Below are 23482 nucleotides of genomic sequence, written 5' to 3' on the forward strand. Positions count from 1 at the left end.
TGTTCTTCGACCATCAGTTTGATGGGCCAGCTCAGGAACCCACTCAGTCTACAAACCGCTCATGAACGCCGGGTTCACTACGTACGTTAGGCGCTTTCCAGCAGCGCGCCTTTCTGCCTCCAGCCTGCGGAAATCGTAAGCGCGGTCATAGATGAACACAGCCTTTCCGTTTTGCGTGCTAATCCCCAGAAAGCCGTACCAAAGAAGCAAATCTATTGTTTCCTCAACGCCAATGCCCAATTCATCAAAAGACAAAATATCTTCTAGGTCACTTTCACTGAGTCGTTCGGCTGTACCAATGAAGCGGTAGAATATGTCTTCTGGTGTTCCCGCTATGTCCCGCATTTCGTATCCAAAATCGGAAACCAAGTAGAGAGACATTTGCTCAATTGCGTCGTTGACGTCGTCGGTTTCAACAGCTTGGTGACCCCGGTTTATAGCAAAGGACAGTGTCCTTTCGCACAAGTCGATCAAGAATCGAGGCCTCATCAAAGACGATGAAATTAGCCTTTCCATCGCATCGCCAGAGTTCATTGGCGGGTTGAAAGATGCCCAAGCGGCGTTGATTTCATCGGATTGAACAGACGTAGCAACCCGAACATTCACCAGATGGCGTAGTTGCTCAGGGTCTGACCAATCGACGTTTACGACATTGTATTTCCCTCGGTCTGAAGTCAGCTCCACCAGTTTTTCATAAATGTCGCTTCTGAGAAATAGCAGGTGATAAAAATCAACATCGCGCTTAGCCAGGTCGCGACGAATACGATTCAGCGTTTCAATTAGATGCTTCACCATAGTAACGTCTTGGCTCTCGACCCTACGTGGTGGCCAACCTTTGTCCAAGTCATCGATGAGAACATGAATAGTCGAACAGTGCTCACTTAATTCGACCACCGCGTCTCTCAACGCCGGAATTGGCTCAACAAACATCAGATTTGTAAGCTCGCTTCGCAACGTCTCCACATTATTGCTGGCGGTGACTTTCCTGACTACTTCATCAACGGCGCTTTTGAGGCGTGAGGTAAAGTCTCCAGACACTACTGTGTCATTCAACTGAAAGCGGTCTTCAATGTCGGCAATTCGAAGCTGAAGATCATAGTTGTTTTTTGACTTTGGGAGCACCAGCTCCCGAAGTTTCAGAAGTACTTCAAGATACATGATGTACTGCCAAAAGGCAGCGATCGTATGGTCAAAAACACCGGCAGTCATAACGCTCGTCAACGCTTCCCGCATTTCACTAAGGTCATGCGATGCAGGTCTCAAATCGACAACACATTGAGTGGGATAAGCATCACGATGATGTTCAGCCACTTGCAAATACACAGCCGACTTACCTGAACCCTTTCGGCCAACTACTACGGCGCCTTCAGCCCTCAACGCCCGGGCGTACTCGGCTGTCTCAACAAAGTACTGACCTAACTGCTGAGATTCATTCTCTGCTGCGGATGAACCCAAATCAATTTTTGCTAGAAGGCTTTGCGGAAGCCTAACGCCCTTGTTCGCTGGTCTTTGGTTGCGAATGAGCGTTTCTTGGCAAAACTCTGATACATGTCGCAGCGTCTCGACTCTACTCGCCGAGTTTTTCACAAAGTCCCGATAGTCTAGTGGAGCGGGTCCGTTTTCGTATTGAATCGCAAGAGTTTCTATTCCACTCCCGTGAGCGAGACCCAAGATGAAACCTGCCCGTAAGTTATGCCTCTCCGCGTCCACCAAGTTGTCAGAGAGTAAGGGCACAATCACCCCGGCCGAAGCCGAAATTTCCGAAAACGCTTGTGCTGCAGTTAGTCTTGGAACTTCTGCCGGATCAAATAGGCGGTAGTTTACTTCGGATTCATCAACGGCATGCATTATCCAGTTTCGAAAATCAGTCTTCTTATAGGTGTCTAAAATGAACAGAGGTTGAGCATAATCACGTTTCTTTCCGTAGCGATTGGACCAACTTTCGGTTTCCCAATTGGACAGTTTCTCGGCTAACTCGGTCGAGTTCGAGTAAGTCGCGTAACCGGTTGTATCGAACAACCCAACGCTACGGACGTTTTCAGATGCACCTTTGATTGCATCGTTGACAGTCGGCAAAACGGGTTTGTCTGCGGCAATCGCATAACCTATTTCATAAAGTACATTGTGGTTTGGGTAAGTTATGTCCGCCGCCAGGAATGACGCAGAGTTGATTCTGTCCCGAATAAGATCATCGAGCTTGAATCCTAAGATATTCATGCTTTGCCAAAGCTCGAGATTGATACCGTTCTTCAAAGTGCTTGTGGCTGCCCCTTGTATCGCATCCCGAATAAGTGGATTTGCTTCAGGGTATGCAAAAAAAGCTACATTGGATGGCATAAACAAAAAGGTCCTTTGAATACCTGAATTATAACTGCTGCGATACTCTAAAATGTGACAGGGAGATTCAACCCTAGCTAGAGATATGAGACAAAAAAATGTTATGGTCTATCTAGCGTAACCAACGGGTTTTTAGGCAAAAACATGCGGTGAGAATACTGGTTTAGCTAGGCAAAATCGTTCTAGTCCACTCATTTCCTTTCTAGCGTTGGTTGGCGATCAGCCCACTACCGAAGATCTGCCAACATACGACCTTGTTGCCCCGCCGCGTCATCCATGGAGTCTTCAGCTTTCTGTGACCACTCTCTGGCCGTTTAAAGGTTCAGGGTTACATAGAGCGACGTCACATCCGTGGCGGCGATGCTATGAGTCATCAAGTTCTTAAGCGTGTAGTGCGGGCAGTTTTTAGAAACGAGATTCAGAAATGTGTTGAGTCTGACAATGGCGAGGCATCGTTGGATCTAGGTTGGCTGAACATGATTCAAAAGCTGAACGACGATGAGTGATTGAGGTGAAAAAAATTTGAGCTGATTCATTCCTGCTTTTGGGCCAGCTCAGGACTCCCAATCACACGATTAAGTCCCGCGAGACAATACGTGTCACTTCCTCCATTGTTCGCGTGTCATTCGGAATTAGGTGGCCGTACTGATCCAATGTGAATGCAACTGAGCTATGGCCAGCAAACGCGGACGCTTCCTTGATACGCCCTTCTCTGACCAGAAGTGATACGAAAAAGTGTCTTAAGCCATGCAGACCGTGGTCTACCAATTGCGGCTTAATTTGTTCTTCCCGCCTAGTATTGACCCGTCTCAAAAGTGGCTTCCAAAACTTGTTCTTGACGTTGTTGTAGTCCAGTGGGCGGCCTGCCTTCGTCGGAAACACCCAGCCTTCCTTCGTCGCTGGGCAAGCGAGACGCCATTCTGCAATAATTGGTCGAACTGGCGGTGGAACGGGTATCGTGCGTCTCGAGTTTTTTGTTTTGGTCTTCCCTACACGCTGCTTCAGTGACTGGTTACCGCGTGCGCGATCAACTTTCCGGTTAATTGTGACCGATGAGTACCCAGTTTCGAAGTCGCCCCACTGAAGTCCAAGGCATTCGGAGATTCGTACCCCAGTCATCCTAAGAATAAGAAACATGGGATAGTACCTACGGTACGTTTGCGCGATACAGGGATCATCCGAATAGTAAAGGTCGCGAGCCATTTCGTCTATTTCGGCCATGTCTTGTTCGGATGGAATACGGTCTGATTTCAAGTCCTCGTGCGCACTCCAATCCAACTTGATTTTTACGCCTTCTGCAGGATTGGCGAAAACGGCATCGAGCAACGCAGCATATGTGAAAATGGCTTTTGCAAGATTCAGTGCGTGTTTGGCTGTGTTTCGACTGGGACAACGTGCAATCAAGTGATCGCGAAACTCTCGCATTTTTGCAGTGTTGATATCGGCAAGTGGAAGCGCTCCCAATTGTGGGTTGATCCAGTTGCGGAGATAGGACTCGTATCCGGCGATTGTCGCCGGTTGAAGGGGCTGTTCTCCATCGCGGCCATTTCGACTATCCGCTATGAACTTTTCCGCGAATTTCTCAAAGGTGGTGTGACCCTGAGCGATTGCTTCATCTTGCATTTCCGAAGCCAAACGTTCTTTGGCCAACTGTTTAGCTTCTCTTCCCGACTGGGCTGTGACCCGTTTCCTTTGACCAGAGGGAGTGTAGTAGGCCTGAACCCAATAACTACTTCCGTTTACGGTTTCGATACGCGGGCGACCGGAAAGGCGTGCTTTCATTTTGGACAAATCATCACCTCAAATCTGGATAATGAGTTAAGCCAACTACCAAATTATTATCGAGTCAATGGCCGTAAATATATGGCTTTAAACGGAAAAATACGGTTTTTTGTCATTCTTTCTGACAAGATTTTTGAAGGGCGCCCATTTAAAATGACAATGACAAAAGCACTCACAAAAGTTACTGCCCAAATTTTTGCCCAAAAAATTTTTTCGAATCATTTAGTGACTTGATATTCCAATGAATACCTCTTGATTCCGCGCCCCTTGTGGATCCAGAGGTCCCCTGTTCAAGCCAGGGAGGCGGTACCATTTCACTCAATCTAACTAAGTTTCGAACAGAAAAACCGCGCTGTAAGCGCGGCGTAGTGCGTTTGGTTTTGATGTTCAGGCGCGCTGGAGATCAGCGCGCCAGGTTCAGCCGCAACTTCATCTTGCTTTTCCGAGCGGCGGGCAGGTGCCTGTTCAGTCGCTTGTTGACCAGTCCAAAGCCCCAGATGATGACCAGCGTCAGCAGGATGAAATAGAAGGCCAGAATCGGATAGGGGATGAAGGGGTTGAAGGTTTTGTCTGCGAAATAGCTGGCGTAATACAGCGCGTCTCCGCGCTGTTGCCAAGCCGGAAAGGCCGAGAAAAAGACCAGCGTTGTCGCGTGGAATAGAAAGATCGCTTCGTTGGTATAGGCGGGCCATGCCAACCGCAGCATGGTCGGCCAGACAATCCGGCGGAAGCGGGCCCAGCCGGTCATGCCATAGGCGTCCGCCGCCTCGATATCGCCCTTGGGGATCGAGCGAAGGGCGCCATAGAAGATCTCGCCCGTGTACGCGGCTGTGTTAAGGAACAACACGATCAATGCCCCCAACCAAGCCGACGTCAGGGCGTCGAACATCGGATAGGGCTTCTTCAGCGACAGGAAGAAGAAATAGGCAAAGAAGAACTGGATGAACAGCGGAGAACCTCGGAACAGAAAGATGAACCATTCCGAAGGTTTGCGCAGCAATTTGTTCGGAGAGGCTTTGCCGACGGCCAGCGCGGTGGCCAGGAAGAAGCCAGTCGCAAGGGCCATGATGCCGAAATAAACATTCCAAATCATGCCCGAGCCGATCAGTGTGAACTGTTCGCACAGGGTAAAGTCTGATTTGGGTAGCAGGCGTTCGCCAAGGCCGACAGAGCGCAGGGCGTAGTCCTGGATCGTCTGGATACAGCTCATGCCGTCGTCTCCTTGCGCAGTAGCTCTCCGCCGGATGTGGCCTGACCGTGGGACAGGCGGCGCATCAGCTTTTCGAGCACGATTTCAGAGACGCGGGTCATGCCGAGATAGAAAATCAGCAGGAACAGGAAATACCACATGCGCCAGTCGCCATGGGGGTAGTCGGTGAAGCGCGACGTCTTCGTGCCGCCCAACTCACGCGCCCAATAGACGATGTCTTCGATGCCCAGCAGGAACAGAAGCGGGGTGGCCTTGATCAGCACCATCCACAGGTTGGACAGTCCGGGAAGGGCGTAGACCCACATCTGCGGTACAAGAATGCGCCAGAACGTTTGGCGGCGGGTCATGCCATAAGCCTCGGCCGTTTCAAGCTGAGCATGCGGCACGGCGCGCATACCGCCAAACAGCACGTTGGCCGCGAATGCGCCAAAGACGATGGAAAAGGTGACAACGGCCAGAAAGAACCCATAGGTCTCGTGGACCCATTCTGGGGCGCTGCCCAAGGGCAGTTTGGCGGCCTGACAGACGATGAAGTCATTGCCTTGACGAACTGGATCTGTCCATTCCGGACACATGACTTGGTGGCGCGTCCACTCGAAGGCCTGATCCAGAGCGATGACGAAAAACAGGAAAAACGCGATGTCCGGAACGCCGCGCACGATGGCGATGTAACCTTTGCCCAGCCAGCTGAGCGGCGCGACATGTGACCTGGCTGCCATCGCGCCCGCAAAGCCAAAGCTCAGCGCGACCGGAGCGGTCACGGCCAGTAGGCCAAGTACCTTGAGGAAGGACAGGTAGAACGACCAATGCACGCCGTTGGTCAAATAGCAGGAAAACCAGCGGAACGTGCCCAGCATGTCGGGATCAGCGCAATAGGAAAACATGTGGCGTCTTTCGAACGTCAATTCCGGCGCAAGGCCGGGGCAGGTTCGGCGCAATCAAAACGCCGAACCTTTTAATGCAGATCAGTTGGAAACGACAGAGCCGTCAGCGTTGTAGGTCGGAACGCCTTCGCCGAACCATTTAACGATCAGTTCGTTCAGCGAACCATCTGCTTTCATTGAAGTGATCGCTTCGTCGAACTTGCCGCGCAGCTCGCCATCGGATTCACGGATGCCGAGGCCGATGCCACCGCCCAGCGGGACGTCATCTCCCACGAAAACCAGTTCACCGCCGGACTCCTCGACGATCGGCACCAGAAAGTCCTTGTCGGCGAACACGGCGTCGGCTTCACCGTTACGGACGGCTGCGATGGTTTCTTCGGGGGTTGCGAACTCGACCAGAGTCGCGCCCGATTCCGCCACGTGGCCGGCCTGAATTGTTGCGGTCTGTGCGGCGACGATACCGCTGCTCACGTCAACACCTTCGGCTGCGCCGACATAAGCGGATGCTGCAGGCGGGAAGTAGTTCTGGGTAAAGTCGATGACCTCGTCACGTTCGTCGGTAATCGACATGCCCGCGATGATGGTGTCGTAGTTGCCGGAAACCAGGTTCGGAATGATCGAATCCCAGTCGTTCTTGACCCACTCGCATTCCAGATTGGCGCGCTTGCACAACTCATCGCCTACCTCACGTTCGAACCCGTCGATTTCGCCGGAATCATTGATGAAGTTATACGGAGGGTAAGCGCCCTCGGTGCCCATGCGGACGGTGTCGGCCATTGCGACACCGGCGGTCAGCGCCAGTGCTGCGGTGGACAGAATCAGGTTTTTCATTGGTTACTCCCCAGTTTGGTTCTGTTTTTGAAACTTATGCCGCCTGAGTGGCGGAAAGAAAGCCCCGAAGCCGTTCGGATTCAGGTGCGGTAAAGATATCCTCGGCGCTGCCTTCCTCTTCAATCCGGCCCTGATGCAGGAACACCACGTGGCTTGAGATATCGGCGGCCATCTTCATGTCATGGGTTACGATGATCATCGTCCGACCCTCGGCGGCGAGATCCTTGATCACCTTGATCACTTCCTGCTCCAGCTCGGGGTCGAGTGCCGAGGTGGGTTCGTCGAACAGCAGTGCTTCGGGCTCCATACATAGGCCGCGCGCGATGGCGGCGCGCTGTTGCTGACCACCGGACAGTTGCGCAGGGTAGACATCGCATTTGTCTCCGATGCCGACCTTTTCCAGATATTTGCGCGCGCTGTCTTCCACTTCGGCCTTGTCACGGCCCAAAACGGTCACCGGGGCCTCCATGACATTTTGCAAAATGGTCATATGTGCCCACAAATTGAATTGCTGGAACACCATGGACAGATTGGTACGAATGCGCAGAACCTGTTTGGGATCGGCAGGTCGGCGGGCGCTGCCCGAGCCGCTCCATTTGACGGGTTCGCCCTTGAACGTGATTTCCCCCTGCTGGCTGTCTTCCAGAAGGTTGCAGCACCGAAGCAAGGTGGATTTCCCCGAGCCGGAGGACCCGATGAGCGAGACCACATCGCCGCGTTTCGCGGTGATATCCACGCCCTTGAGCACCTCGAGATTACCGAAGCTTTTGTGAAGGTCCTTGATCTCGATTACGGCAGAGGCGTCTGTCACGGAAGCTCCAGTCATGAGTGGTGTTGGTGCGGTAATAGGGCGGAAAATCCGGCGCAATGCAATGCGCAAAACACAGATTCGAGCGGGGAATCAATCAAAATGACCAAAGGTCGTGATCAAATTGGTTAGCTGCTGCGCAACTGTGCTTTGGGCGAAGGCGCAGTTGGAATAGCGAGGTACGCGCTTGCGGGAATATTGATCAACCCACGGATGCGCAGATTGCCTCGATCATCATCCGTCAGATCATCAATAGCAGCTTGAACCGCACGGGCGATCCGAGGCGCATCCTGCGATTTCGACGTGATATAGGGCAGCCCGGGGGTCGGTTCCGTTTCGGTAACGTCGCGCAATGCGTCTCCCAGATCGGTATGCTTCTTAAGAAGCTCCCAGGTCAGCGCGTCGAGCGCGGCGAAATCGCTCATGCCTTCGGCCACGGATTGGGCCGAATTGGCATGCGCTCCGGTCTGCTGCAGGTGCTTCGGTGCAAGCCCCATCTGCGACAAATGCGTGATCGGAGCGGACCAGCCAGATTGAGAGAGGGGTTCGTTATAGGCAAAGACCCCGTCCGTCAGCTCCGCCAGACTGCGCGGATCATCGGCGCGGGCGACAAAGACGGATCTGTAGTAACCCGCGGGGCAGCCGGGCAGACCGTAGTCCGGCGTGCCGATCAGTTGCACCGCGTCATGAAGCTGCGTTCGGTAGGGCATGCCGCAGGTTTGGGCAAAGATCAGATCGGGATCGCGCCAAATTGCCCAGAAATCGCGCGACCGATCCAGATTGGCGGGAACGAACCCCAAATGCGTCCTGATCAGATCCCAGAAGCGATTATTGGAGGCGCGCAGGGCGGGCATGTCATACATGCCCAGCATCGCTGTCACGCTTTGGCTGCCTTCTGACGGGCGAGGGCCGAATCCACATCGCTGACACCCAATAGGCTGACGACAAGGCGCAGCAGCGAATCCTCCTCGCCGGTCCTTTGCCCATCTGCGAGGGCGACCGACCACATGGCCTGCACAACGGCCAAGCGATCATCGTAGGCGACGGCCTCTTTGATGGCGCGGGTGAAGCGGACGGTATCGGGGGCCTCGGCCTCAAGGTCTTCGGCGCGGGCGCGCAGGCCTGCGGCCTCAAAAGGCGAGAGGCCATAGCGTTCGACCGAGACCTTGTCGATTCGGGCCATCTCCGAGTCTGCGTAGTCATTGTCGGACCGGGCGATGCGCACCAAAAGCGCCGTCAGCGCAAGACGGGCATCGTCTTCGGCCAGAGGGTCGGGGTCAGGCTGTGTCAGCCGGGACAGAAAATCACGAAACATGAGACAGATATAGAGGCAGGTTAGTGAGCTTCCAAGCGGCTTTGCACGCGTTCACGGGCGGATTTGCTGTCGTTGAAGCTGAGTCCCATCGCCATGCGGGCCTCTTCAACGATCTTGATCTCACCCTCATCCGTGTCACCATCGGCCAACACAACTTCCCACAGCGCGTCCAGCGCGGCGAGGCGTTCGTTCAGGTCGGTGGTTTCGCGGATCAGTTTGCCAAACGTATCGGTCTCCGGTGCTGCTGCATGCAGTTTCTCGCAGGTGGCACGAACCTTGGCGGCCTCGATCGCGTTGTGCTGATAGAGGCGGGCCAGAATGCGATCAATCAGGCTGATCTCTTCCAGTTTGTAGTCCCGGTCCGCTTGCGCAACACGCACCATCAATGCACCCAGCGCCAGTTCGGCGTCGGGATCGGGCAGGTGTTCTGTCTGTGGCGGTCGAAACGCTTGGAAGAATTTTTTCAACATGAGGCCAATCTAATCCATATTTTGTGGCGCGCCAAGTTGAGACTACCCGTCATAGCCCTCAATGATCACAAGATCGCCGAGCGAGACAGGATCGCGCAGCGCTTTGGCCTTTTGGTAGCCTTCGCTTTCGTAACATGCGAGGGCCTGTTCGTAGCTGGGAAACTCGATCACAACCGTTCTTGCCCGCGCAGCGCCTTCTCTGACTTCGCGCGAGCCACCGCGCACCAGAAAGCGGGCGCCGTAGGCGGAGAATGGTTCAGCATTCGCTGCGATGTAGTTCTTGTATGTCTCCATATCTTCGACATCGACATGGGCCACCCAGTAGCCTTTGCTCATGCAAATCTCCCGTATCGGTTTAGGGCAAGGTGCGAAGTTTGCGTAAAAAGTGCAAGCTGCGCCTATCCGGCGTAGTCGATGGCATGACGCGCCTGTTCAGTTAGCCACGCAATCATCTGGCGATAGGGCACCGGGCCGTAGCTGATACGCGCCACGCCGAGCTTGGCGAGAGTCGCTGAATCCGGCGTGCCTGGCAGAGCGATGATGTTGACCGGTAACTCGGTGGCCTCACAGAGCCGTCGGATCATGGCCTCATCTTTCAGGCCCGGGGCAAAGAACCCGCTGGCTCCTGCGGATTGGAAGGCCGAAGCGCGGGCTATGGCATCTTCAAGCATCGTAGAATCATGCGTGTCGGCCGGTGCTTTCAGGAAGATGTCCGTGCGGGCGTTGATATAGGCGGGAATACCGGCCGCGTCGCAGGCCTTGCGCATCGCTTCGATTCGCGCGGCTTGATCAGGGATGCTGTGAAGGCCGTCTGCGCCGACGATCTGATCTTCGAAGTTGAAGCCAACAACACCGCAATCCAACGCCCGTGCCGTATTGTCGGCGATGCCTGCAGGATAGACGGCATAAGCCCCTTCAAAGTCCAGGGTGACGGGTAGATCAACAGCGCTGACGATGCGCTTTGCGTTGTCCAGCGCGGCTTCCAGCGGGATGTGCTGCCCGTCCGCAAAGCCTTGCGCCATCGCTACCGGAGCGCTACCCGTCGCGATCGCCTGCGCGCCTGCATCGCGCACGGCAGCGGCGCTGCCAGCGTCCCAGATGTTGAACAGGATGACCGGGTCGCCTTTGACATGCAGGCGCGTGAAGGTTTCAGCACGTTGGGCTTGGGTCGTCATGGGTATCTCCTGTCGAAACTCGTTCAACAGTTAATCCCAGGACGCCAGAATCCTAAGCGCTTAATTGTGTCGGTACATCACGTTGCAGCGACCGCATCAGACCAGTCGAGAGCTGTCCTTGGCCGCGCGCACGAAGTCGCGGAATAGGGGATGCGGGTCAAACGGCTTGGATTTCAGCTCGGGGTGATACTGAACGCCGATGAACCACGGGTGATCCGACCATTCGACAATCTCAGGCAGGCGGCCATCAGGGGACATGCCCGAGAAGTTCAGGCCCGCTTTTTCAAGCTGTTCACGATATTTGATGTCGACCTCATAGCGGTGACGGTGGCGTTCCTCGATCTGAGTGCCGCCGTAGACATTCGCAACTTTCGAGCCTTCGGCCAGAACCGCGTTATAGGCCCCAAGGCGCATGGTGCCGCCCTTGTCGTCGCCCACTTTGCGTTCGACCTTGTGATTGCCCTGAACCCATTCCTTGAGGTGATAGACCACCGGTTCAAACCGTTTCTTGCCAGCCTCGTGGTCGAACTCTTCCGAGCCCGCCTCGGCGATACCAGCCGCATTGCGCGCGGCTTCAATCACGGCCATCTGCATGCCCAGGCAGATGCCCAGATAGGGCACTTTGTGCTCACGCGCATATTGCGCGGCTTTGATCTTGCCCTCGGTGCCACGTTCGCCAAAGCCACCGGGAACGAGGATGGCGTGGTAGCCTTCCAGATAAGGGGCGGCATCTTCGTGGTCGAACACCTCGGCATCGACCCATTCGATCTTGACCCTGACGCGGTTCGCCATGCCGCCATGGGTCAGCGCCTCGGCAATCGACTTGTAGGCGTCTTCCAGCTGGGTGTATTTACCCACAATCGCGACCTTCACCTCGCCTTCGGCGTTGTGGATACGGTCGCTGACGTCTTCCCATTTCGCCAGATCGGGCTTGGGGGCAGGGCTGATCTGGAACGCGTCCAGAACCGCCTGATCCAAACCTTCCTTATGATAGGCCAGAGGCGCGTCGTAGATGGTGGACAGGTCCTGCGCCGCGATCACGCTATCGGGGCGCACATTGCAGAACAAGGCCAGCTTTTCACGCTCTTTCGTGGGGATCGGCCCCTCGGACCGGCAAACCAGAATATCGGGGGCCAGGCCAATCGAGCGCAGCTCTTTCACCGAGTGCTGGGTCGGTTTGGTTTTCAGCTCACCCGAGGCCTTGATGTAAGGCAGCAGGGTAAGGTGCATAAAGATACACTGACCGCGCGGCTTGTCCTGGCTGAACTGACGGATGGCTTCGAAGAAGGGCAGACCTTCGATATCGCCCACTGTGCCGCCGATCTCACACAGCATGAAATCGACCTCATCCTCGGCAATGGCTATGAAGTCCTTGATCTCATTGGTGACGTGCGGGATCACCTGAATGGTCTTGCCGAGGTAATCTCCGCGGCGCTCTTTCTCCAGCACGTTGGAATAAATACGCCCCGAGCTAACCGAGTCGGTCTTGCGTGCGGCCACGCCGGTGAAGCGTTCATAGTGACCAAGGTCCAGATCAGTTTCAGCGCCATCATCGGTGACGAAAACCTCGCCATGCTCGAAAGGCGACATGGTGCCGGGGTCGACGTTCAGATAGGGGTCCAGCTTGCGCAGACGCACCGAGTATCCCCGCGCCTGCAAAAGCGATCCCAGAGCCGCCGAAGCCAGTCCTTTACCCAAGGACGAAACCACACCACCAGTGATGAAAATAAAACGCGCCATGTTTTTTCGGCTGCTCCCGTGAGACGTCAAAATCAGCTGCCCGACGGTTCCGAAAAACCGCTGCATCACGGGACTTCACGTATAAAGGATTCGCGCCAATAGCGCAAGAGAACCGCAAGATGCTGTTGCAGTTCTCTTTCAGGTTTCTAGGTTTTGTGGCTTAGTCGGCCTGCGGGATCAGCGGGGCATTGTCGCCCTGCGCCGGAGGTAGCAGGTCATCTGCGGACGGAACCGCAGGCGCGCTTTCTTCAGTTGCGGCCGGAGCCGGAACGCCCAAACGGTCGATGACCGAGCTGCCCGAGGACTTCTGCGCTGCCAGAATCGTCAAGGTGATCGAGGTGACGATAAAGCAGGCAGCCAGGATCCAGGTCACTTTGCCCAGGGCCGTTGCAGCTGCGCGGCCTGTCATGACGCCGCCGCCACCGCCACCCATGCCAAGACCGCCACCCTCGGACCGCTGCATCAGAACGACGGCGATCAGGCCCAAAGCCAGAAGAAGATGGATGATGAGAACGACGTTTTCCATGGTGGTCCTGTACAGCGTGGCGTGTATCGCGTGGTACTTATGCAAGTTTGGTTCTGGGGGCAAGTCACGAGTTGGCATCACAGGTGATGATGTTGCACATCACGCCAAAGGGACTGGACAGATCGGTCAGGCTTGGCGCACCCTGCGGCCATGCCTCATGATCATTCTGACCACCCGCACGCCTTGCTGCCCCCCGAACCCGCGCTGCGCGTCAAAGCGCTCGAAACGATTCTGACCCGGAAGGGGTTGATCGACCCGGCGGCGCTGGATGAAATCATCGACACCTACCAGAACAAGATTGGCCCGCAAAACGGCGCGCGCGTTGTCGCCAGGGCCTGGAGCGATCCTGCGTTCAAAGCCGCATTGCTTGAAGATGCAACGCCGGTTGTCGCCGAGCTTGGTTACTATGGTCGTCAAGGCGAACATATGGTGGTGGTCGAAAACACACCGGAGCAGCACAACATGGTCGTTTGTACGCTGTGCAGTTGCTATCCGTGGCCGCTGCTTGGTATCCCGCCCGGCTGGTATAAATCCGACGCCTACCGCGCCCGCGCCGTGCGCGAACCGCGCAAGGTTCTGGCTGAGTTTGGTGTGACGCTCGCCGAGGACACAGCGGTACGCGTCTGGGACTCCACGGCCGAGATTCGCTATCTTGTGTTGCCCATGCGTCCCGAGGGGGCTGAAGGGTTGGGCGAAGAGGAACTCGCGGCTTTGGTCACGCGCGACAGCATGATCGGCGCGGGCCTGCCCAAGGAGGCATCATGACGCGCGTTCACGATATGGGAGGGCGGTTTGGAGACGGCCCGATCAACCCGGAAGCTGAAGACGCTCCCATCTTTGCCGAAGACTGGCACGCGCGGGCCTTGGCCGTAACGCTGGCCTCGGGCTTTTTGGGGCAATGGAACATTGACACATCGCGCCACGCGCGTGAGCAGCTGTCGCCGAAGGACTACACCCGGTTTTCCTACTATGAGAAATGGATCTCTGGGCTGGCCGATCTGTTGGTCGCCAAAGGGGTGCTGACTCTCGACGATTTGCGCAGAGAAACCACGGCTGGTGATCATCCATTGGCGGACCGCACGCTGAAAGCCCAAGCCGTCGCAGCTGCATTGGCCAAAGGCGGCCCTGCTGATCGCAATTCGAACATCGCGGCGCAGTTCGAGGTCGGACAGATGGTGCAAACAGTGCGTCCCTCCGCGAACCGTTTGGTTGATGGTGGGCATACACGTTTGCCGACCTACGCCGCTGGGGCCCAAGGCCGGATCGTACGCCTGCACGGAACGCATGTTCTACCCGATTCCAATGCCCACGGGCTGGGAGAGGCCCCAGAACCTCTCTATGCCGTATCTTTCCTGGCGTCCGAGCTGTGGGCCGATCCGGAACACGCCAACGATGAGGTGGTGCTTGATCTGTGGCAATCCTATCTGGAGCCTACATGAGCAACTGCATCACAGCCTCCGCGCCAGAGCCTGTGTTCTCAGAACCCTGGCATGCGCAGGTCTTTGCGGTCACCGTCGCGCTGAACGAAGCGGGACGTTTTGACTGGCCCGACTGGGCAGACCGGTTTTCGAACACGTTGAAACGGAACGGTTTGAACAAAGAGCTGGATGGCGGGGATGACTACTTCCACGCATGGCTAGAAACCCTTGAGACCTTGTTGGCTGAACAAGGAGATGCCCGCTCGGATGAGGTCACCTTGCTGCATCGCGCTTGGGAAGAGGCTTATCTGACCACGCCTCATGGTAAACCGGTCCGTTTGCCGTAAAACGAGTTGGGGGCGCTACCCCCGCCGCCTTTGGCGACTCCCCCGGGATATTTTCGGCCAGCTGAAGCAGGGGATCCGTTCTTCATCTGGCTTAAAATATCCCCGCCGGAGGCATTGCGCGCAGCGCGATTTGCAGATGCGGCGAAATATCGGTTTCCCTACCGTCTGAGCCTCGTTATATCAGCCGAGTTTGATATCTTTTCGCGAAAAGGACCGGATATGGCCAACGTGGTTGTTGTCGGCGCCCAATGGGGTGACGAAGGAAAAGGCAAGATCGTCGACTGGCTCAGCGAGCGGGCAGACGTGATCGCGCGTTTTCAGGGCGGGCACAATGCCGGCCACACTCTGGTTATTGATGGCGAGGTTTACAAACTGCATGCGTTGCCCTCGGGCGTAGTACGCGGCGGTAAGCTCAGCGTGATCGGCAATGGCGTGGTGCTGGACCCGTGGCATCTGGTCAAAGAAATCGCGACTGTCCGCGCTCAGGGCGTTGAGATCACGCCCGAGACGCTGATGATTGCCGAGAACACCCCTCTGATTCTGCCGATCCACGGTGAGTTGGACCGCGCGCGCGAGGAAGCAGCGAGCAAAGGGACAAAGATTGGTACCACGGGGCGCGGGATTGGCCCCGCATACGAAGACAAGGTCGGACGCCGTTCGGTGCGTGTTGCCGATCTTGCCGACGAGGCGACGCTGGAAGCCCGTGTTGATCGCGCGTTGCAGCATCACGATCCTTTGCGCAAAGGTCTGGGGATTGAACCTGTTGACCGCGATGCTCTCTTGACGCACCTGAAAGAAATTGCAGCGGAAATTCTGCCTTTTGCGGCTCCGGTCTGGAAGGTTCTCAACGAAAAGCGTAAGGCGGGCAAACGTATCCTGTTCGAAGGCGCGCAGGGTGCGCTGCTGGATATCGACTTTGGCACCTATCCTTTTGTGACGTCCTCGAACGTGATTGCTGGTCAAGCGGCGACAGGTGTGGGGATCGGGCCGGGCTCGATCGACTTCGTGCTTGGGATCGTCAAGGCATACACAACCCGCGTGGGTGAGGGGCCGTTCCCGACCGAGCTTGAGGATGCTGATGGTCAGCGACTGGGCGAGCGTGGCCACGAATTCGGAACGACCACGGGTCGTCAGCGTCGCTGCGGCTGGTTTGATGCCTGTCTGGTGCGCCAGACCTGCGCGACGAGCGGAGTGAATGGGATCTCTCTGACCAAGCTGGATGTGTTGGACGGGTTCGAAACGCTGAAGATCTGCACCGGCTACGAGTTGGATGGCGACCGTCTGGACTATCTGCCGACCGCTGCCGATCAGCAGGCGCGCTGCACGCCCATCTACGAAGAGATGCCCGGTTGGAGCGAATCCACCGAAGGCGCGCGCAGCTGGGCGGATCTGCCCGCAAACGCGATCAAATACGTGCGTCGGGTCGAAGAGTTGATCGAATGCCCAGTGGCGCTGTTATCCACCAGCCCGGAGCGGGACGACACCATTCTGGTGACCGACCCGTTTGCAGACTGATGTCTGACGACAAGACACCCGGGCTCAGCTACAAGGCGCGCCGGCGTTGGTCTCTGTTCATTCTGGTGATCGGCCTGCCTGTGTACATTGTTGCCGTAGTCACGGTGGTGAACTGGCTGGATCGTCCTCCGATTTGGCTGGAGCTGCTGGTTTACGTGGCGCTGGGCATTCTGTGGGCTTTGCCCTTCAAGTTCGTGTTCAAGGGTGTTGGGAAAGAAGACCCGGACCAAAAGCCAGACTGATCAGTATCTCTGCTTGGTTCACAGGCTTGCGTCATTTCCCTTCGCGCCGCCAAGACAGTGAGATGAGGGCAAGCCCGAAGTTTCAGCTTCGGGCTGTCCGGTTCTACGAGTGCAATTGGTCGTCATATGCGCTGCGCGTCTGTGTCTGTTCTTAGCCTGTTCGTCGATCGTTTCCCGACCAACTTAGGATCGCTCGGGCCATGGCATGGTACTCGCCCGAGATTTCTTCGGCAACACTGAAGGGGGTCGGCCAGGGCGCCGTCAGGGTTGCCTCGATCTGTCCTGTCGTTAGTTTCAGCTCGGCCTCGTGTTTTGCAGCCAGACGGCGCATTTTTTGATTGGTGGCAAGGCACAACATATGGACTTCGCGAAATCCACGATTGCGGGCTGCAGTGACTATCCGCGACAGTAGTGCATCGCCGATCCCCAGGTCCTGCCAGACGGTTTCAACGGTGAAGGCCAGTTCAGCCACATGGTTGCGGCTGTCCGGGACGGACCGCAATTCTCCGACACCGCGCAGGCAGGAATCGGGGAACGCGCCAAATACCAGCGCAGAATTTTTGAATATGCCTGAGAGATAAGTCTCAACAAAGGCCGGGCTGACCGGTACGCCAAATCGAGATGTCAGTGCTTCTGCATCGAGGCTCTTGAAATGGCTTTCTATTTTGGGTTTGTCGAATGCTCTGAGGCGTCGAATAGGTAGTTCATACATGGCGGAGCCTTGATTTGAACATGAACTGAAAGACTTGTTACCTTTACTCAGATGATATCATTTTTCTGCAATGCAGCATAGCGGCATCATGTCCGCATCGAGATTCCGTAGGGTAAGTGCAAGAAAAATGGGTCGAAGAAATCTCCGACCCACTCTTGATAACGGTAAAAAGGGTATCAGCCTACGGCGCGTTCACCTTCCGGGCGAAAACCGATGTCACGTGAGGCCGCAAAACGCCCTCCGCCAGCTTTTTCGATTTTGCCGTCGCGTAGAAGCTGTCCGAAGGACTTCAGGCTCTCTTCACGATTGAACTCATCCTGTTTCAGCGAGCGGACCTTGTTCATCAATTGCGGGCGTGAGAACTGTTCCTGCCCTTCGATGAAGGACAAGTACGCCGCAGCCGCTTCGAGAAGGTCGGACAGAGATTGCGCGCCCTGATCCTGTGCAAATTGTGCAAAGCCGCTTTCTTCTGACTCGTCCTCGGACTGATCCGAGGTGACACGGCGGGGGGTCACCGGGCCTGTATCCGCGTTGGGCGCGTCAATACGCTGCTCGGCGACCAGCTTCAGAGGGGCCGCCATGTCTGCATCAGGGCGTTTGCTGGTAACCTGAACATCATCCGGACGGCGGGGGCTGACGACTGAGGCCAAATCGCCACGATACTCTTCATCAGTCGCGGCCTGCTTGGCCACATCTTCCGCCGAGGTTGCAGCAACGGCCTTACGCAGATGGGAATAGGCCTCACGCGTGCCGCTAGCGGCCGGGTCGTCCATTTGCTCATCTGCTTTTGCCATCAGGCGCGAGACATCCTGATCCAGATCCGAGGACGCCACGGTCGCTTGAGCATCCATTTCCTCTTCGATCTCGTCAATCTCGAGGAACAGGCTTTCTTCATCCTCAGCGGTCAGAACACCTTTCTGGTCGTCTTCTGCTTTGTCTGCCGGGCTAAGGATATTCTCAACCGCATCGCTGTCATCGGTTTCCGTCTCAACGTCTTCGTCGAAGATCACCTCTTGGGCCTCTTCTTCCTCTGCGTCTTTAAACTCGATCTGCATTGGGGTCTCATCTTGCAAATCAAGCGGCGCCGATTCCATGGCTGGCGCATCCGACAGTTCCGGCGCATGTGCCTCTTCAACGGCTTCGACGGCAGGTGCCTCGGTAGGGGCCGGGGCCTGAGGGGTCAGATCGTCGGGGCTCAGCGAACCTGCTGCAAAGGCGGCTGAGACAGCGTCCATCGGCGCCGGGGTGTCGGCCGTTAGGGGGGCGACCTCTTCCTCGGCATAGTTGTCCGTGTCCACATCCGAATGGGAAACAACCGCGCGGATGCGTTGCAGCTTGGCAGCCAGGCTATCGGGCGCCGGGTCCGCGTCGGCATCGACCGGCGCAGTCTTGGAAAAGAACGACGCGGCACTGTCTGTTTCAGGTGTCGCAGAGGGGGTCGGCTGGACAACATTCAGATCGGGGGATTGGGGCATGGCGTTATCCTGTGGCAGGGTCGCTTCAGGGGCGGGGGGCGTTTTAGTACGGGGGGGTGTTTCCGTCGCGCGCAGAAGCAGGCCGGTATCGCTCGGGCGCGCTTCGACTTGTCGCGCGTTGTCGCGCTGTGCAATCCGTGTCAGCATTTCGGCGTCAGGTTGCGGGGGTTCAGAACCAAAGTATCTGTCTTCTGCCGCAAGATCGCGGAAGTATTCGGCTATGGCTTTCATAGTCTCGAAAGAGTCGTCGAACCCTTCCAAAGTGCACGAGAAAGTCCCATAGGAAACGGTCAATACCTTGTTGTTCTGTACCATCAGACATGCGTCCTTTACAAACTAACTGAGCCGATCCGCCCGGACAGGGGCAACCCGATCGACTCGGAACTAACTGCATGAACCTATCATTTTGTGGTCTCAATGTGTCCAAATCCGGGAAAAATGATCAATCTTAGAAAAAATGGGGCAATTGTACGTTCAAATGGCCCAATCGGGTTGTTTGGAGGGGGGCAGATCGGCCCTGAAGACCTGAATTTGATGCTGAATCGCGTCAGTTTTGCGGTCGCGGCCGACGGTGGAGCCTCGGTTCTGGTCGATTCGGGGCGCATTCCGGATGCCGTGATTGGTGATTTCGATTCGTTGTCCCCTGAAATCAGAGCTCGTATTCCCCAGGATCGCCTTTTTCCGATTGCGGAACAGGACAGCACGGATTTCGACAAGGCGCTGCGGAACGTGCAGGCCCCTTTGGTGTTGGGGGCCGGTTTCCTTGGCGGGCGGCTGGACCATCAATTGGCGGTCTTGAACACTCTTGTCCGATATCCGGACAAGGCCTGCGTTCTGATCGGCTCGAATGAGGTCTTATTCCACGCACCGCCCAACATCGCGCTGGATCTGACGCCGGGTGAGGTCGTCTCTCTCTTTCCGCTGAAACACGTCACCGGGCGCAGCCGCGGGTTGGAGTGGCCGATCGAGGGGCTTCAATTCGATCCGAGCGGGCAGGTGGGCACCTCGAACCGTGTCATTTCAAAGATTGAGCTTCAGATGGACGGCCCGGGCATGCTGGTGATGGTGCCGCGTAGCGCTCTGGATCAGGTCATGCAGGCGTTTCTGTCGGGGCAGAGCGCGCCGTGGCCCTCTCACGCAGAATGACATAGAGCCCGGCGGCGATCGTGATCAGGATGCCAAGCGCGGCCAGACCGTTCGGCAGGTCGTGAAAGATCAGCCAGCCGATCAGGGTGGCGACGGGGATTTCAAGATACTGCATCGGTGCCAGCGTGGCCGAAGGCGCATAGCGCAGCGACCATGTCATAAACAGATGGGCGACGGTCCCAAGCAATCCGATCGACAGAAGCAGCCAGTGTTCGTTGCCCGAGGGGAGGGCGAATGACAGCTCCCAGATATCAAACTGCGTTCCCCAGATCAGAAGGGGCAGCAGCAGGATTGTGGCAAACACGCCCGAGACGGCCTGCAGCGACATCGGGTCGGTCTCTTTGGCGATCTGGCGCGTTACCAGCATGAACAAGGCAAAAACAACTGCAACGATCAGCGGCAAAAGCGCGGGTAGACCAACTTCGGCAAAGCTGGGTTGAATGACCAGAAGCGTTCCGGCGAACCCGACGATACAGGCCGCAAGGCGGCGATGCCCGACCTCTTCGTTCAGTATGTATTTCCCGAGCAACAGCATGATGAAGGGCATCACGAAGGCGATGGCGACCGCATCAGCCAGGGGTAGGAATTGCAACGCCGAGAACATCGCGGTGATGCCCGCGATGTGCAAAAGTGTGCGGATCACGGTCAGTCGCAGAATACGGCCTCGCATGCGCCATGGCCTGCCGGTCATCGCGACCAAGGGCACAAGGATCGCCGCCTGAATGGCAAAACGCACGAAGACCAACAGCGCCAGTGGGGTTGTTTCCCCCAACAGCTTTGCCAGCGCATCCCCCATCGGGGCGAGCACACAGAAACCAAGCATCAGTACGATGCCGAATACGGGACGATCCTGAGTCATGGCCGCGACGCTAGCGGTTTCCCAAGGCCGAGAAAAGCTCTGTTCTCAAGCCTTCGGAAGTGGTTGGACCTTGGTGTAGTCCGGGCCGATGCAGGTGGGCAAATCATCGCTCAGTTTCAGCCACTCCAACTTCTCTTCATGTGAGACATGAAGTGTTGGCTGCAAGACTTCGGGGCTCTCTAGAGTCGCTACGTAAAGGTGAAGAACGTCCGACATCTTGGTCGACCGAAACGAGATCGGAGTTCCACAATGTGGACAGAAGCTCCGCTCGACCCCAGGCGAAGAGTTGAAGCGCTTCGGTTCTTCTCCGGTCCAGCGCCACTGGCCGTCGCGCACCCCGAAATAGGTCGTCATCGGAGCGGCACACTGGCGGCGGCAACTGTCGCAATGACAGGAGACACAGGACAAGACCGGAGGATTAACTTTATACGCAACCTTGCCACACAAACAATGTCCGCGCATCACGCCACCTCCTCTCTGACCTCAGCAGTTCGGGACGTTTACGGCCAAACCACCCAATGAGGTTTCTTTGTACTTCTCATGCATATCATGCCCGGTCTGACGCATGGTCTCGATCACCGCATCTAGGGGCACAAAATGTTGACCATCCCCGCGCAAAGCAAGTGACGCGGCCGAAACGGCCTTGATCGCGCCAAGGCCATTGCGCTCGATGCACGGCACCTGAACCAACCCGGCAACCGGATCGCAGGTCATACCCAGATGATGCTCCAGCGCGATTTCGGCGGCGTTCTCGACCTGCTCGGGCGTGCCGCCCATGACGGCGCAAAGACCAGCCGCCGCCATCGCTGACGCGCTGCCCACTTCGGCCTGACATCCGGCTTCGGCCCCTGAGATCGAGGCGTTGAACTTCACCAGACCCCCAATGGCGGCTGCGGTCAGAAGGAAATCCTCGATATGGCTTTCCGCCGCGCCAGGCACGTGGTCGAGGTAGTAGCGCAGCACTGCAGGCAGAACGCCCGCCGCGCCGTTGGTTGGTGCGGTGACCACCTGGCCTCCGGCCGCGTTTTCCTCGTTCACGGCCATGGCGTAGACGCTCATCCAATCGTTGATGGTGTGCGGCGCGGTCAGGTTCATACCGCGCTCGGCCATCAGCGCATCATAGATACCCTTGGCACGGCGACGCACGCTGAGGCCGCCGGGCAGGATGCCATCTGTGGTCAGACCGCGCTCGATACAGTCGTTCATCACCTGCCACAGCCGGGCAGAGCCTTTGGCGAAGCTATCCGCACAGCCACGTGCGATTTCGTTGGCGCGTTTCATTTCAGCAATGGATTTGCCGCTGGACTTTGCCATCTCCAACATCTCGACGGCGGATTTGAAGGGGAAGGGCACCGGGGCGCCTTCGTCGGTGGCCTTGCCAGCGGCCAGTTCCTCTTCGGTCAGAACAAAGCCGCCACCGATTGAGTAGAACACCTGTCGCAGGATCACATCGCCCTGCGCGTCGGTTGCCATCAGGATCATACCGTTGGCGTGGCCGGGCAGGTTGTGGTCGTAGTCAAAGACCAGATCGGTCTTTGGGTTGAAGGTCAGCGTCGGTAGCCCTTCAGGCGTTACCGTGTGCGTCTCAGCAATTGCGGCCAGCGCGGCCTCGGCCTCGTCGTTGTCATATGTGTCCGGCACGAATCCGGCGAGGCCAAGGATGGTGGCGCGGTCGGTGGCATGACCCACTCCGGTAAAGGCCAGCGAGCCGTGTAGTGAGCCGCGCAGCCCGGCAAATTCAAACGGCGATGCACGCATCATGTCCAGAAAACGCGCGGCGGCCACCATGGGGCCCATGGTGTGGGATGAGGACGGGCCGATGCCCACTTTGAACATATCGAAGACAGAGAGGAACATGTCAGATAGCTGAGCCTTCAGGAGGGTTGGCATAGATGGGTGATGTGAACGGCGTGGCCCCAAGACCTTCGGCGGCTATGGCCGTTCGCGTTGCGGGGCGCATCTCTAGCTGTGTCAGGATGCGCTGAAGATAGGGCGTATCGGCCAGTTGGTACCAGCTGCGGTCAGCATTGGATGGGTAAAGCGCCATCCATCGCATCATGCAGGCGATATAGTATGTCAGAACTGACGGCTGATTTGCGCTTAGCCATTCCGGTGCCTGCGCGGCGACCGCGTCCAGATTTTGCAGATGAGTGCGCAGCCTTGGGCGTATTCCGGCCCGCAGGGTCTCGGCCTGTTCTGGGTCTATGTATTTCTCGGCATAGAAAAGGATACGCAGATCGGCATGGAGCGTGTTGGACGCGAAAAACAGCCATTTCAGAAAAGCGGCCCGATCAGGGCTGTTTGACGCGGGCGCAAGTTGCTCATGGCTGTCGGCCAGCCACAGCAGAATGGCTGCCGTCTCGAATATCGGCCCCTGAGGGGTTTCGAGAACCGGGATCAGCCCGTTCGGGTTCAACGCTCGGTAGGCTGCGCTGTCTTGCGCGTTCTGACGACGATCAACCAGCACCGTCTCATAGGGCTGGCTCATTTCGTCCAGCACCAGCCGGATCACCAGCGAGGCGTTGTCAGGGGCATAGTGCAGGTGATAGGGCGTCATCATACGGACTAGATATACAGCAACCGAAACCTGAAAAGCCTTGTTTGCGACGTTTCCGATAGGAAACGCGCAATTGAGCGACATCTTTCGCATCCGGGCGACGTGAATTGGGTCTCGAAGTTGGGTGGAGCAT

The 23482-nt window shown here is 56.7% G+C and carries 25 protein-coding genes; 6 read left to right on the plus strand and 19 right to left on the minus strand.

The window, feature by feature from the left end:
• Positions 1-48 precede the first annotated feature (48 nt).
• The 13 genes from ACR0I8_RS06695 to secG form a co-directional block, all read right to left on the minus strand.
• A complete protein-coding gene (locus ACR0I8_RS06695; protein WP_170689856.1) occupies positions 49-2337 on the minus strand; it encodes a P-loop ATPase, Sll1717 family in 2289 nt (762 codons plus the stop codon).
• A 567-nt stretch (positions 2338-2904) separates the two neighbouring features.
• Complete coding sequence (locus ACR0I8_RS06700) at positions 2905-4119, minus strand: site-specific integrase (RefSeq protein WP_170689858.1); 1215 nt, start codon at positions 4117-4119, stop codon at positions 2905-2907.
• A 403-nt stretch (positions 4120-4522) separates the two neighbouring features.
• Complete coding sequence (locus ACR0I8_RS06705; protein ID WP_170689859.1) at positions 4523-5329, minus strand: ABC transporter permease subunit; 807 nt, start codon at positions 5327-5329, stop codon at positions 4523-4525.
• The gene (locus ACR0I8_RS06710; RefSeq protein ID WP_170689861.1) at positions 5326-6213 is read right to left on the minus strand and encodes an ABC transporter permease subunit; all 888 of its coding nucleotides are present in this window, start codon (positions 6211-6213) and stop codon (positions 5326-5328) included. The genes ACR0I8_RS06705 and ACR0I8_RS06710 overlap by 4 nt, the downstream gene beginning before the upstream one ends.
• A gap of 81 nt (positions 6214-6294) precedes the next feature.
• Positions 6295-7044: a transporter substrate-binding domain-containing protein gene (locus ACR0I8_RS06715; protein ID WP_170689863.1), complete on the minus strand. Its 750-nt coding sequence runs from the start codon at positions 7042-7044 to the stop codon at positions 6295-6297.
• A 34-nt stretch (positions 7045-7078) separates the two neighbouring features.
• On the minus strand, positions 7079-7855 hold the full coding sequence (locus ACR0I8_RS06720; RefSeq protein ID WP_170718231.1) for an ABC transporter ATP-binding protein: 777 nt from the start codon (positions 7853-7855) through the stop codon (positions 7079-7081).
• Positions 7856-7980: 125 nt separating this feature from the next.
• A complete protein-coding gene (locus ACR0I8_RS06725) occupies positions 7981-8724 on the minus strand; it encodes a PhnD/SsuA/transferrin family substrate-binding protein (protein WP_170690132.1) in 744 nt (247 codons plus the stop codon).
• Between the two features lie 5 nt (positions 8725-8729).
• A complete protein-coding gene (locus tag ACR0I8_RS06730; protein WP_170487737.1) occupies positions 8730-9167 on the minus strand; it encodes a tellurite resistance TerB family protein in 438 nt (145 codons plus the stop codon).
• Positions 9168-9187: 20 nt separating this feature from the next.
• Positions 9188-9637 carry a tellurite resistance TerB family protein gene (locus ACR0I8_RS06735; RefSeq protein WP_170470193.1) on the minus strand — a complete coding sequence of 150 codons (450 nt, stop codon included), beginning with the start codon at positions 9635-9637 and terminating at the stop codon, positions 9188-9190.
• 42 nt (positions 9638-9679) lie between these two features.
• Positions 9680-9973: a DUF1330 domain-containing protein gene (locus ACR0I8_RS06740; RefSeq protein WP_170689865.1), complete on the minus strand. Its 294-nt coding sequence runs from the start codon at positions 9971-9973 to the stop codon at positions 9680-9682.
• A gap of 62 nt (positions 9974-10035) precedes the next feature.
• Positions 10036-10812 carry an isocitrate lyase/PEP mutase family protein gene (locus ACR0I8_RS06745; protein ID WP_170689866.1) on the minus strand — a complete coding sequence of 259 codons (777 nt, stop codon included), beginning with the start codon at positions 10810-10812 and terminating at the stop codon, positions 10036-10038.
• Positions 10813-10908: 96 nt separating this feature from the next.
• Complete coding sequence (locus ACR0I8_RS06750) at positions 10909-12552, minus strand: CTP synthase (RefSeq protein ID WP_170689868.1); 1644 nt, start codon at positions 12550-12552, stop codon at positions 10909-10911.
• A gap of 160 nt (positions 12553-12712) precedes the next feature.
• Positions 12713-13078: a preprotein translocase subunit SecG gene (gene secG, locus ACR0I8_RS06755; RefSeq protein WP_480702917.1), complete on the minus strand. Its 366-nt coding sequence runs from the start codon at positions 13076-13078 to the stop codon at positions 12713-12715.
• A 150-nt stretch (positions 13079-13228) separates the two neighbouring features.
• Here secG and nthA point away from each other — a divergent pair, with 150 nt between their 5' ends.
• The 5 genes from nthA to ACR0I8_RS06780 all read left to right on the plus strand — a co-directional run bounded on the left by nthA (position 13229) and on the right by ACR0I8_RS06780 (position 16600).
• Entirely contained in the window at positions 13229-13843 is a 615-nt protein-coding gene (nthA, locus tag ACR0I8_RS06760) for a nitrile hydratase subunit alpha (RefSeq protein WP_170689869.1), read from the plus strand.
• Positions 13840-14517, plus strand: a complete 678-nt coding sequence (nthB, locus tag ACR0I8_RS06765) for a nitrile hydratase subunit beta (protein WP_170642273.1) — start codon at positions 13840-13842, stop codon at positions 14515-14517. Before nthA ends, nthB begins: the two co-directional genes overlap by 4 nt.
• Entirely contained in the window at positions 14514-14843 is a 330-nt protein-coding gene (locus ACR0I8_RS06770) for a nitrile hydratase accessory protein (RefSeq protein WP_170642271.1), read from the plus strand. The genes nthB and ACR0I8_RS06770 overlap by 4 nt, the downstream gene beginning before the upstream one ends.
• Before the next feature lie 219 nt (positions 14844-15062).
• Positions 15063-16358 carry an adenylosuccinate synthase gene (locus ACR0I8_RS06775; RefSeq protein ID WP_170689870.1) on the plus strand — a complete coding sequence of 432 codons (1296 nt, stop codon included), beginning with the start codon at positions 15063-15065 and terminating at the stop codon, positions 16356-16358.
• Positions 16358-16600 carry a DUF2842 domain-containing protein gene (locus ACR0I8_RS06780; protein WP_170642268.1) on the plus strand — a complete coding sequence of 81 codons (243 nt, stop codon included), beginning with the start codon at positions 16358-16360 and terminating at the stop codon, positions 16598-16600. Before ACR0I8_RS06775 ends, ACR0I8_RS06780 begins: the two co-directional genes overlap by 1 nt.
• A gap of 151 nt (positions 16601-16751) precedes the next feature.
• On the opposite strand, the gene ACR0I8_RS06785 is transcribed toward ACR0I8_RS06780, so the two are convergent.
• A complete protein-coding gene (locus tag ACR0I8_RS06785) occupies positions 16752-17312 on the minus strand; it encodes a GNAT family N-acetyltransferase (protein ID WP_170689872.1) in 561 nt (186 codons plus the stop codon).
• Between the two features lie 176 nt (positions 17313-17488).
• Complete coding sequence (locus ACR0I8_RS06790) at positions 17489-19102, minus strand: hypothetical protein (RefSeq protein ID WP_170689873.1); 1614 nt, start codon at positions 19100-19102, stop codon at positions 17489-17491.
• A 219-nt stretch (positions 19103-19321) separates the two neighbouring features.
• Between ACR0I8_RS06790 and ACR0I8_RS06795 the strand changes: the two genes are divergently transcribed.
• On the plus strand, positions 19322-19933 hold the full coding sequence (locus ACR0I8_RS06795; protein WP_480524587.1) for a thiamine diphosphokinase: 612 nt from the start codon (positions 19322-19324) through the stop codon (positions 19931-19933).
• On the opposite strand, the gene ACR0I8_RS06800 is transcribed toward ACR0I8_RS06795, so the two are convergent.
• From ACR0I8_RS06800 to ACR0I8_RS06815, 4 genes are read right to left on the minus strand one after another with little or no spacing between them, the layout of a single operon-like run.
• Entirely contained in the window at positions 19878-20792 is a 915-nt protein-coding gene (locus ACR0I8_RS06800; RefSeq protein WP_170689877.1) for a DMT family transporter, read from the minus strand. The two genes, ACR0I8_RS06795 and ACR0I8_RS06800, sit on opposite strands and share 56 nt — an antisense overlap.
• Before the next feature lie 45 nt (positions 20793-20837).
• Positions 20838-21254 carry a GFA family protein gene (locus tag ACR0I8_RS06805; RefSeq protein WP_170376319.1) on the minus strand — a complete coding sequence of 139 codons (417 nt, stop codon included), beginning with the start codon at positions 21252-21254 and terminating at the stop codon, positions 20838-20840.
• Between the two features lie 21 nt (positions 21255-21275).
• Entirely contained in the window at positions 21276-22649 is a 1374-nt protein-coding gene (locus tag ACR0I8_RS06810; RefSeq protein WP_170690134.1) for an L-serine ammonia-lyase, read from the minus strand.
• 1 nt (position 22650) lies between these two features.
• Entirely contained in the window at positions 22651-23352 is a 702-nt protein-coding gene (locus ACR0I8_RS06815; protein WP_170376856.1) for a glutathione S-transferase family protein, read from the minus strand.
• Between the last annotated feature and the right edge of the window lie 130 nt (positions 23353-23482).

Source organism: Ruegeria sp. BG9, assembly GCF_056538305.1.

Excerpts from the sequence above, each read along its gene's own strand:
- ACR0I8_RS06695 (WP_170689856.1), bottom strand. The coding sequence starts at position 2,337 with ATGCCATCCAATGTAGCTTTTTTTGCATACCCTGAAGCAAATCCACTT.
- ACR0I8_RS06700 (WP_170689858.1), bottom strand. The coding sequence starts at position 4,119 with ATGAAAGCACGCCTTTCCGGTCGCCCGCGTATCGAAACCGTAAACGGA.
- ACR0I8_RS06705 (WP_170689859.1), bottom strand. The coding sequence starts at position 5,329 with ATGAGCTGTATCCAGACGATCCAGGACTACGCCCTGCGCTCTGTCGGC.
- ACR0I8_RS06710 (WP_170689861.1), bottom strand. The coding sequence starts at position 6,213 with ATGTTTTCCTATTGCGCTGATCCCGACATGCTGGGCACGTTCCGCTGG.
- ACR0I8_RS06715 (WP_170689863.1), bottom strand. The coding sequence starts at position 7,044 with ATGAAAAACCTGATTCTGTCCACCGCAGCACTGGCGCTGACCGCCGGT.
- ACR0I8_RS06725 (WP_170690132.1), bottom strand. The coding sequence starts at position 8,724 with ATGCTGGGCATGTATGACATGCCCGCCCTGCGCGCCTCCAATAATCGC.
- ACR0I8_RS06730 (WP_170487737.1), bottom strand. The coding sequence starts at position 9,167 with ATGTTTCGTGATTTTCTGTCCCGGCTGACACAGCCTGACCCCGACCCT.
- ACR0I8_RS06735 (WP_170470193.1), bottom strand. The coding sequence starts at position 9,637 with ATGTTGAAAAAATTCTTCCAAGCGTTTCGACCGCCACAGACAGAACAC.
- ACR0I8_RS06740 (WP_170689865.1), bottom strand. The coding sequence starts at position 9,973 with ATGAGCAAAGGCTACTGGGTGGCCCATGTCGATGTCGAAGATATGGAG.
- ACR0I8_RS06745 (WP_170689866.1), bottom strand. The coding sequence starts at position 10,812 with ATGACGACCCAAGCCCAACGTGCTGAAACCTTCACGCGCCTGCATGTC.
- ACR0I8_RS06750 (WP_170689868.1), bottom strand. The coding sequence starts at position 12,552 with ATGGCGCGTTTTATTTTCATCACTGGTGGTGTGGTTTCGTCCTTGGGT.
- secG (WP_480702917.1), bottom strand. The coding sequence starts at position 13,078 with ATGGAAAACGTCGTTCTCATCATCCATCTTCTTCTGGCTTTGGGCCTG.
- nthA (WP_170689869.1), top strand. The coding sequence starts at position 13,229 with ATGCCTCATGATCATTCTGACCACCCGCACGCCTTGCTGCCCCCCGAA.
- nthB (WP_170642273.1), top strand. The coding sequence starts at position 13,840 with ATGACGCGCGTTCACGATATGGGAGGGCGGTTTGGAGACGGCCCGATC.
- ACR0I8_RS06770 (WP_170642271.1), top strand. The coding sequence starts at position 14,514 with ATGAGCAACTGCATCACAGCCTCCGCGCCAGAGCCTGTGTTCTCAGAA.
- ACR0I8_RS06775 (WP_170689870.1), top strand. The coding sequence starts at position 15,063 with ATGGCCAACGTGGTTGTTGTCGGCGCCCAATGGGGTGACGAAGGAAAA.
- ACR0I8_RS06780 (WP_170642268.1), top strand. The coding sequence starts at position 16,358 with ATGTCTGACGACAAGACACCCGGGCTCAGCTACAAGGCGCGCCGGCGT.
- ACR0I8_RS06785 (WP_170689872.1), bottom strand. The coding sequence starts at position 17,312 with ATGTATGAACTACCTATTCGACGCCTCAGAGCATTCGACAAACCCAAA.
- ACR0I8_RS06790 (WP_170689873.1), bottom strand. The coding sequence starts at position 19,102 with ATGGTACAGAACAACAAGGTATTGACCGTTTCCTATGGGACTTTCTCG.
- ACR0I8_RS06795 (WP_480524587.1), top strand. The coding sequence starts at position 19,322 with ATGCTGAATCGCGTCAGTTTTGCGGTCGCGGCCGACGGTGGAGCCTCG.
- ACR0I8_RS06800 (WP_170689877.1), bottom strand. The coding sequence starts at position 20,792 with ATGACTCAGGATCGTCCCGTATTCGGCATCGTACTGATGCTTGGTTTC.
- ACR0I8_RS06805 (WP_170376319.1), bottom strand. The coding sequence starts at position 21,254 with ATGCGCGGACATTGTTTGTGTGGCAAGGTTGCGTATAAAGTTAATCCT.
- ACR0I8_RS06810 (WP_170690134.1), bottom strand. The coding sequence starts at position 22,649 with ATGTTCCTCTCTGTCTTCGATATGTTCAAAGTGGGCATCGGCCCGTCC.
- ACR0I8_RS06815 (WP_170376856.1), bottom strand. The coding sequence starts at position 23,352 with ATGATGACGCCCTATCACCTGCACTATGCCCCTGACAACGCCTCGCTG.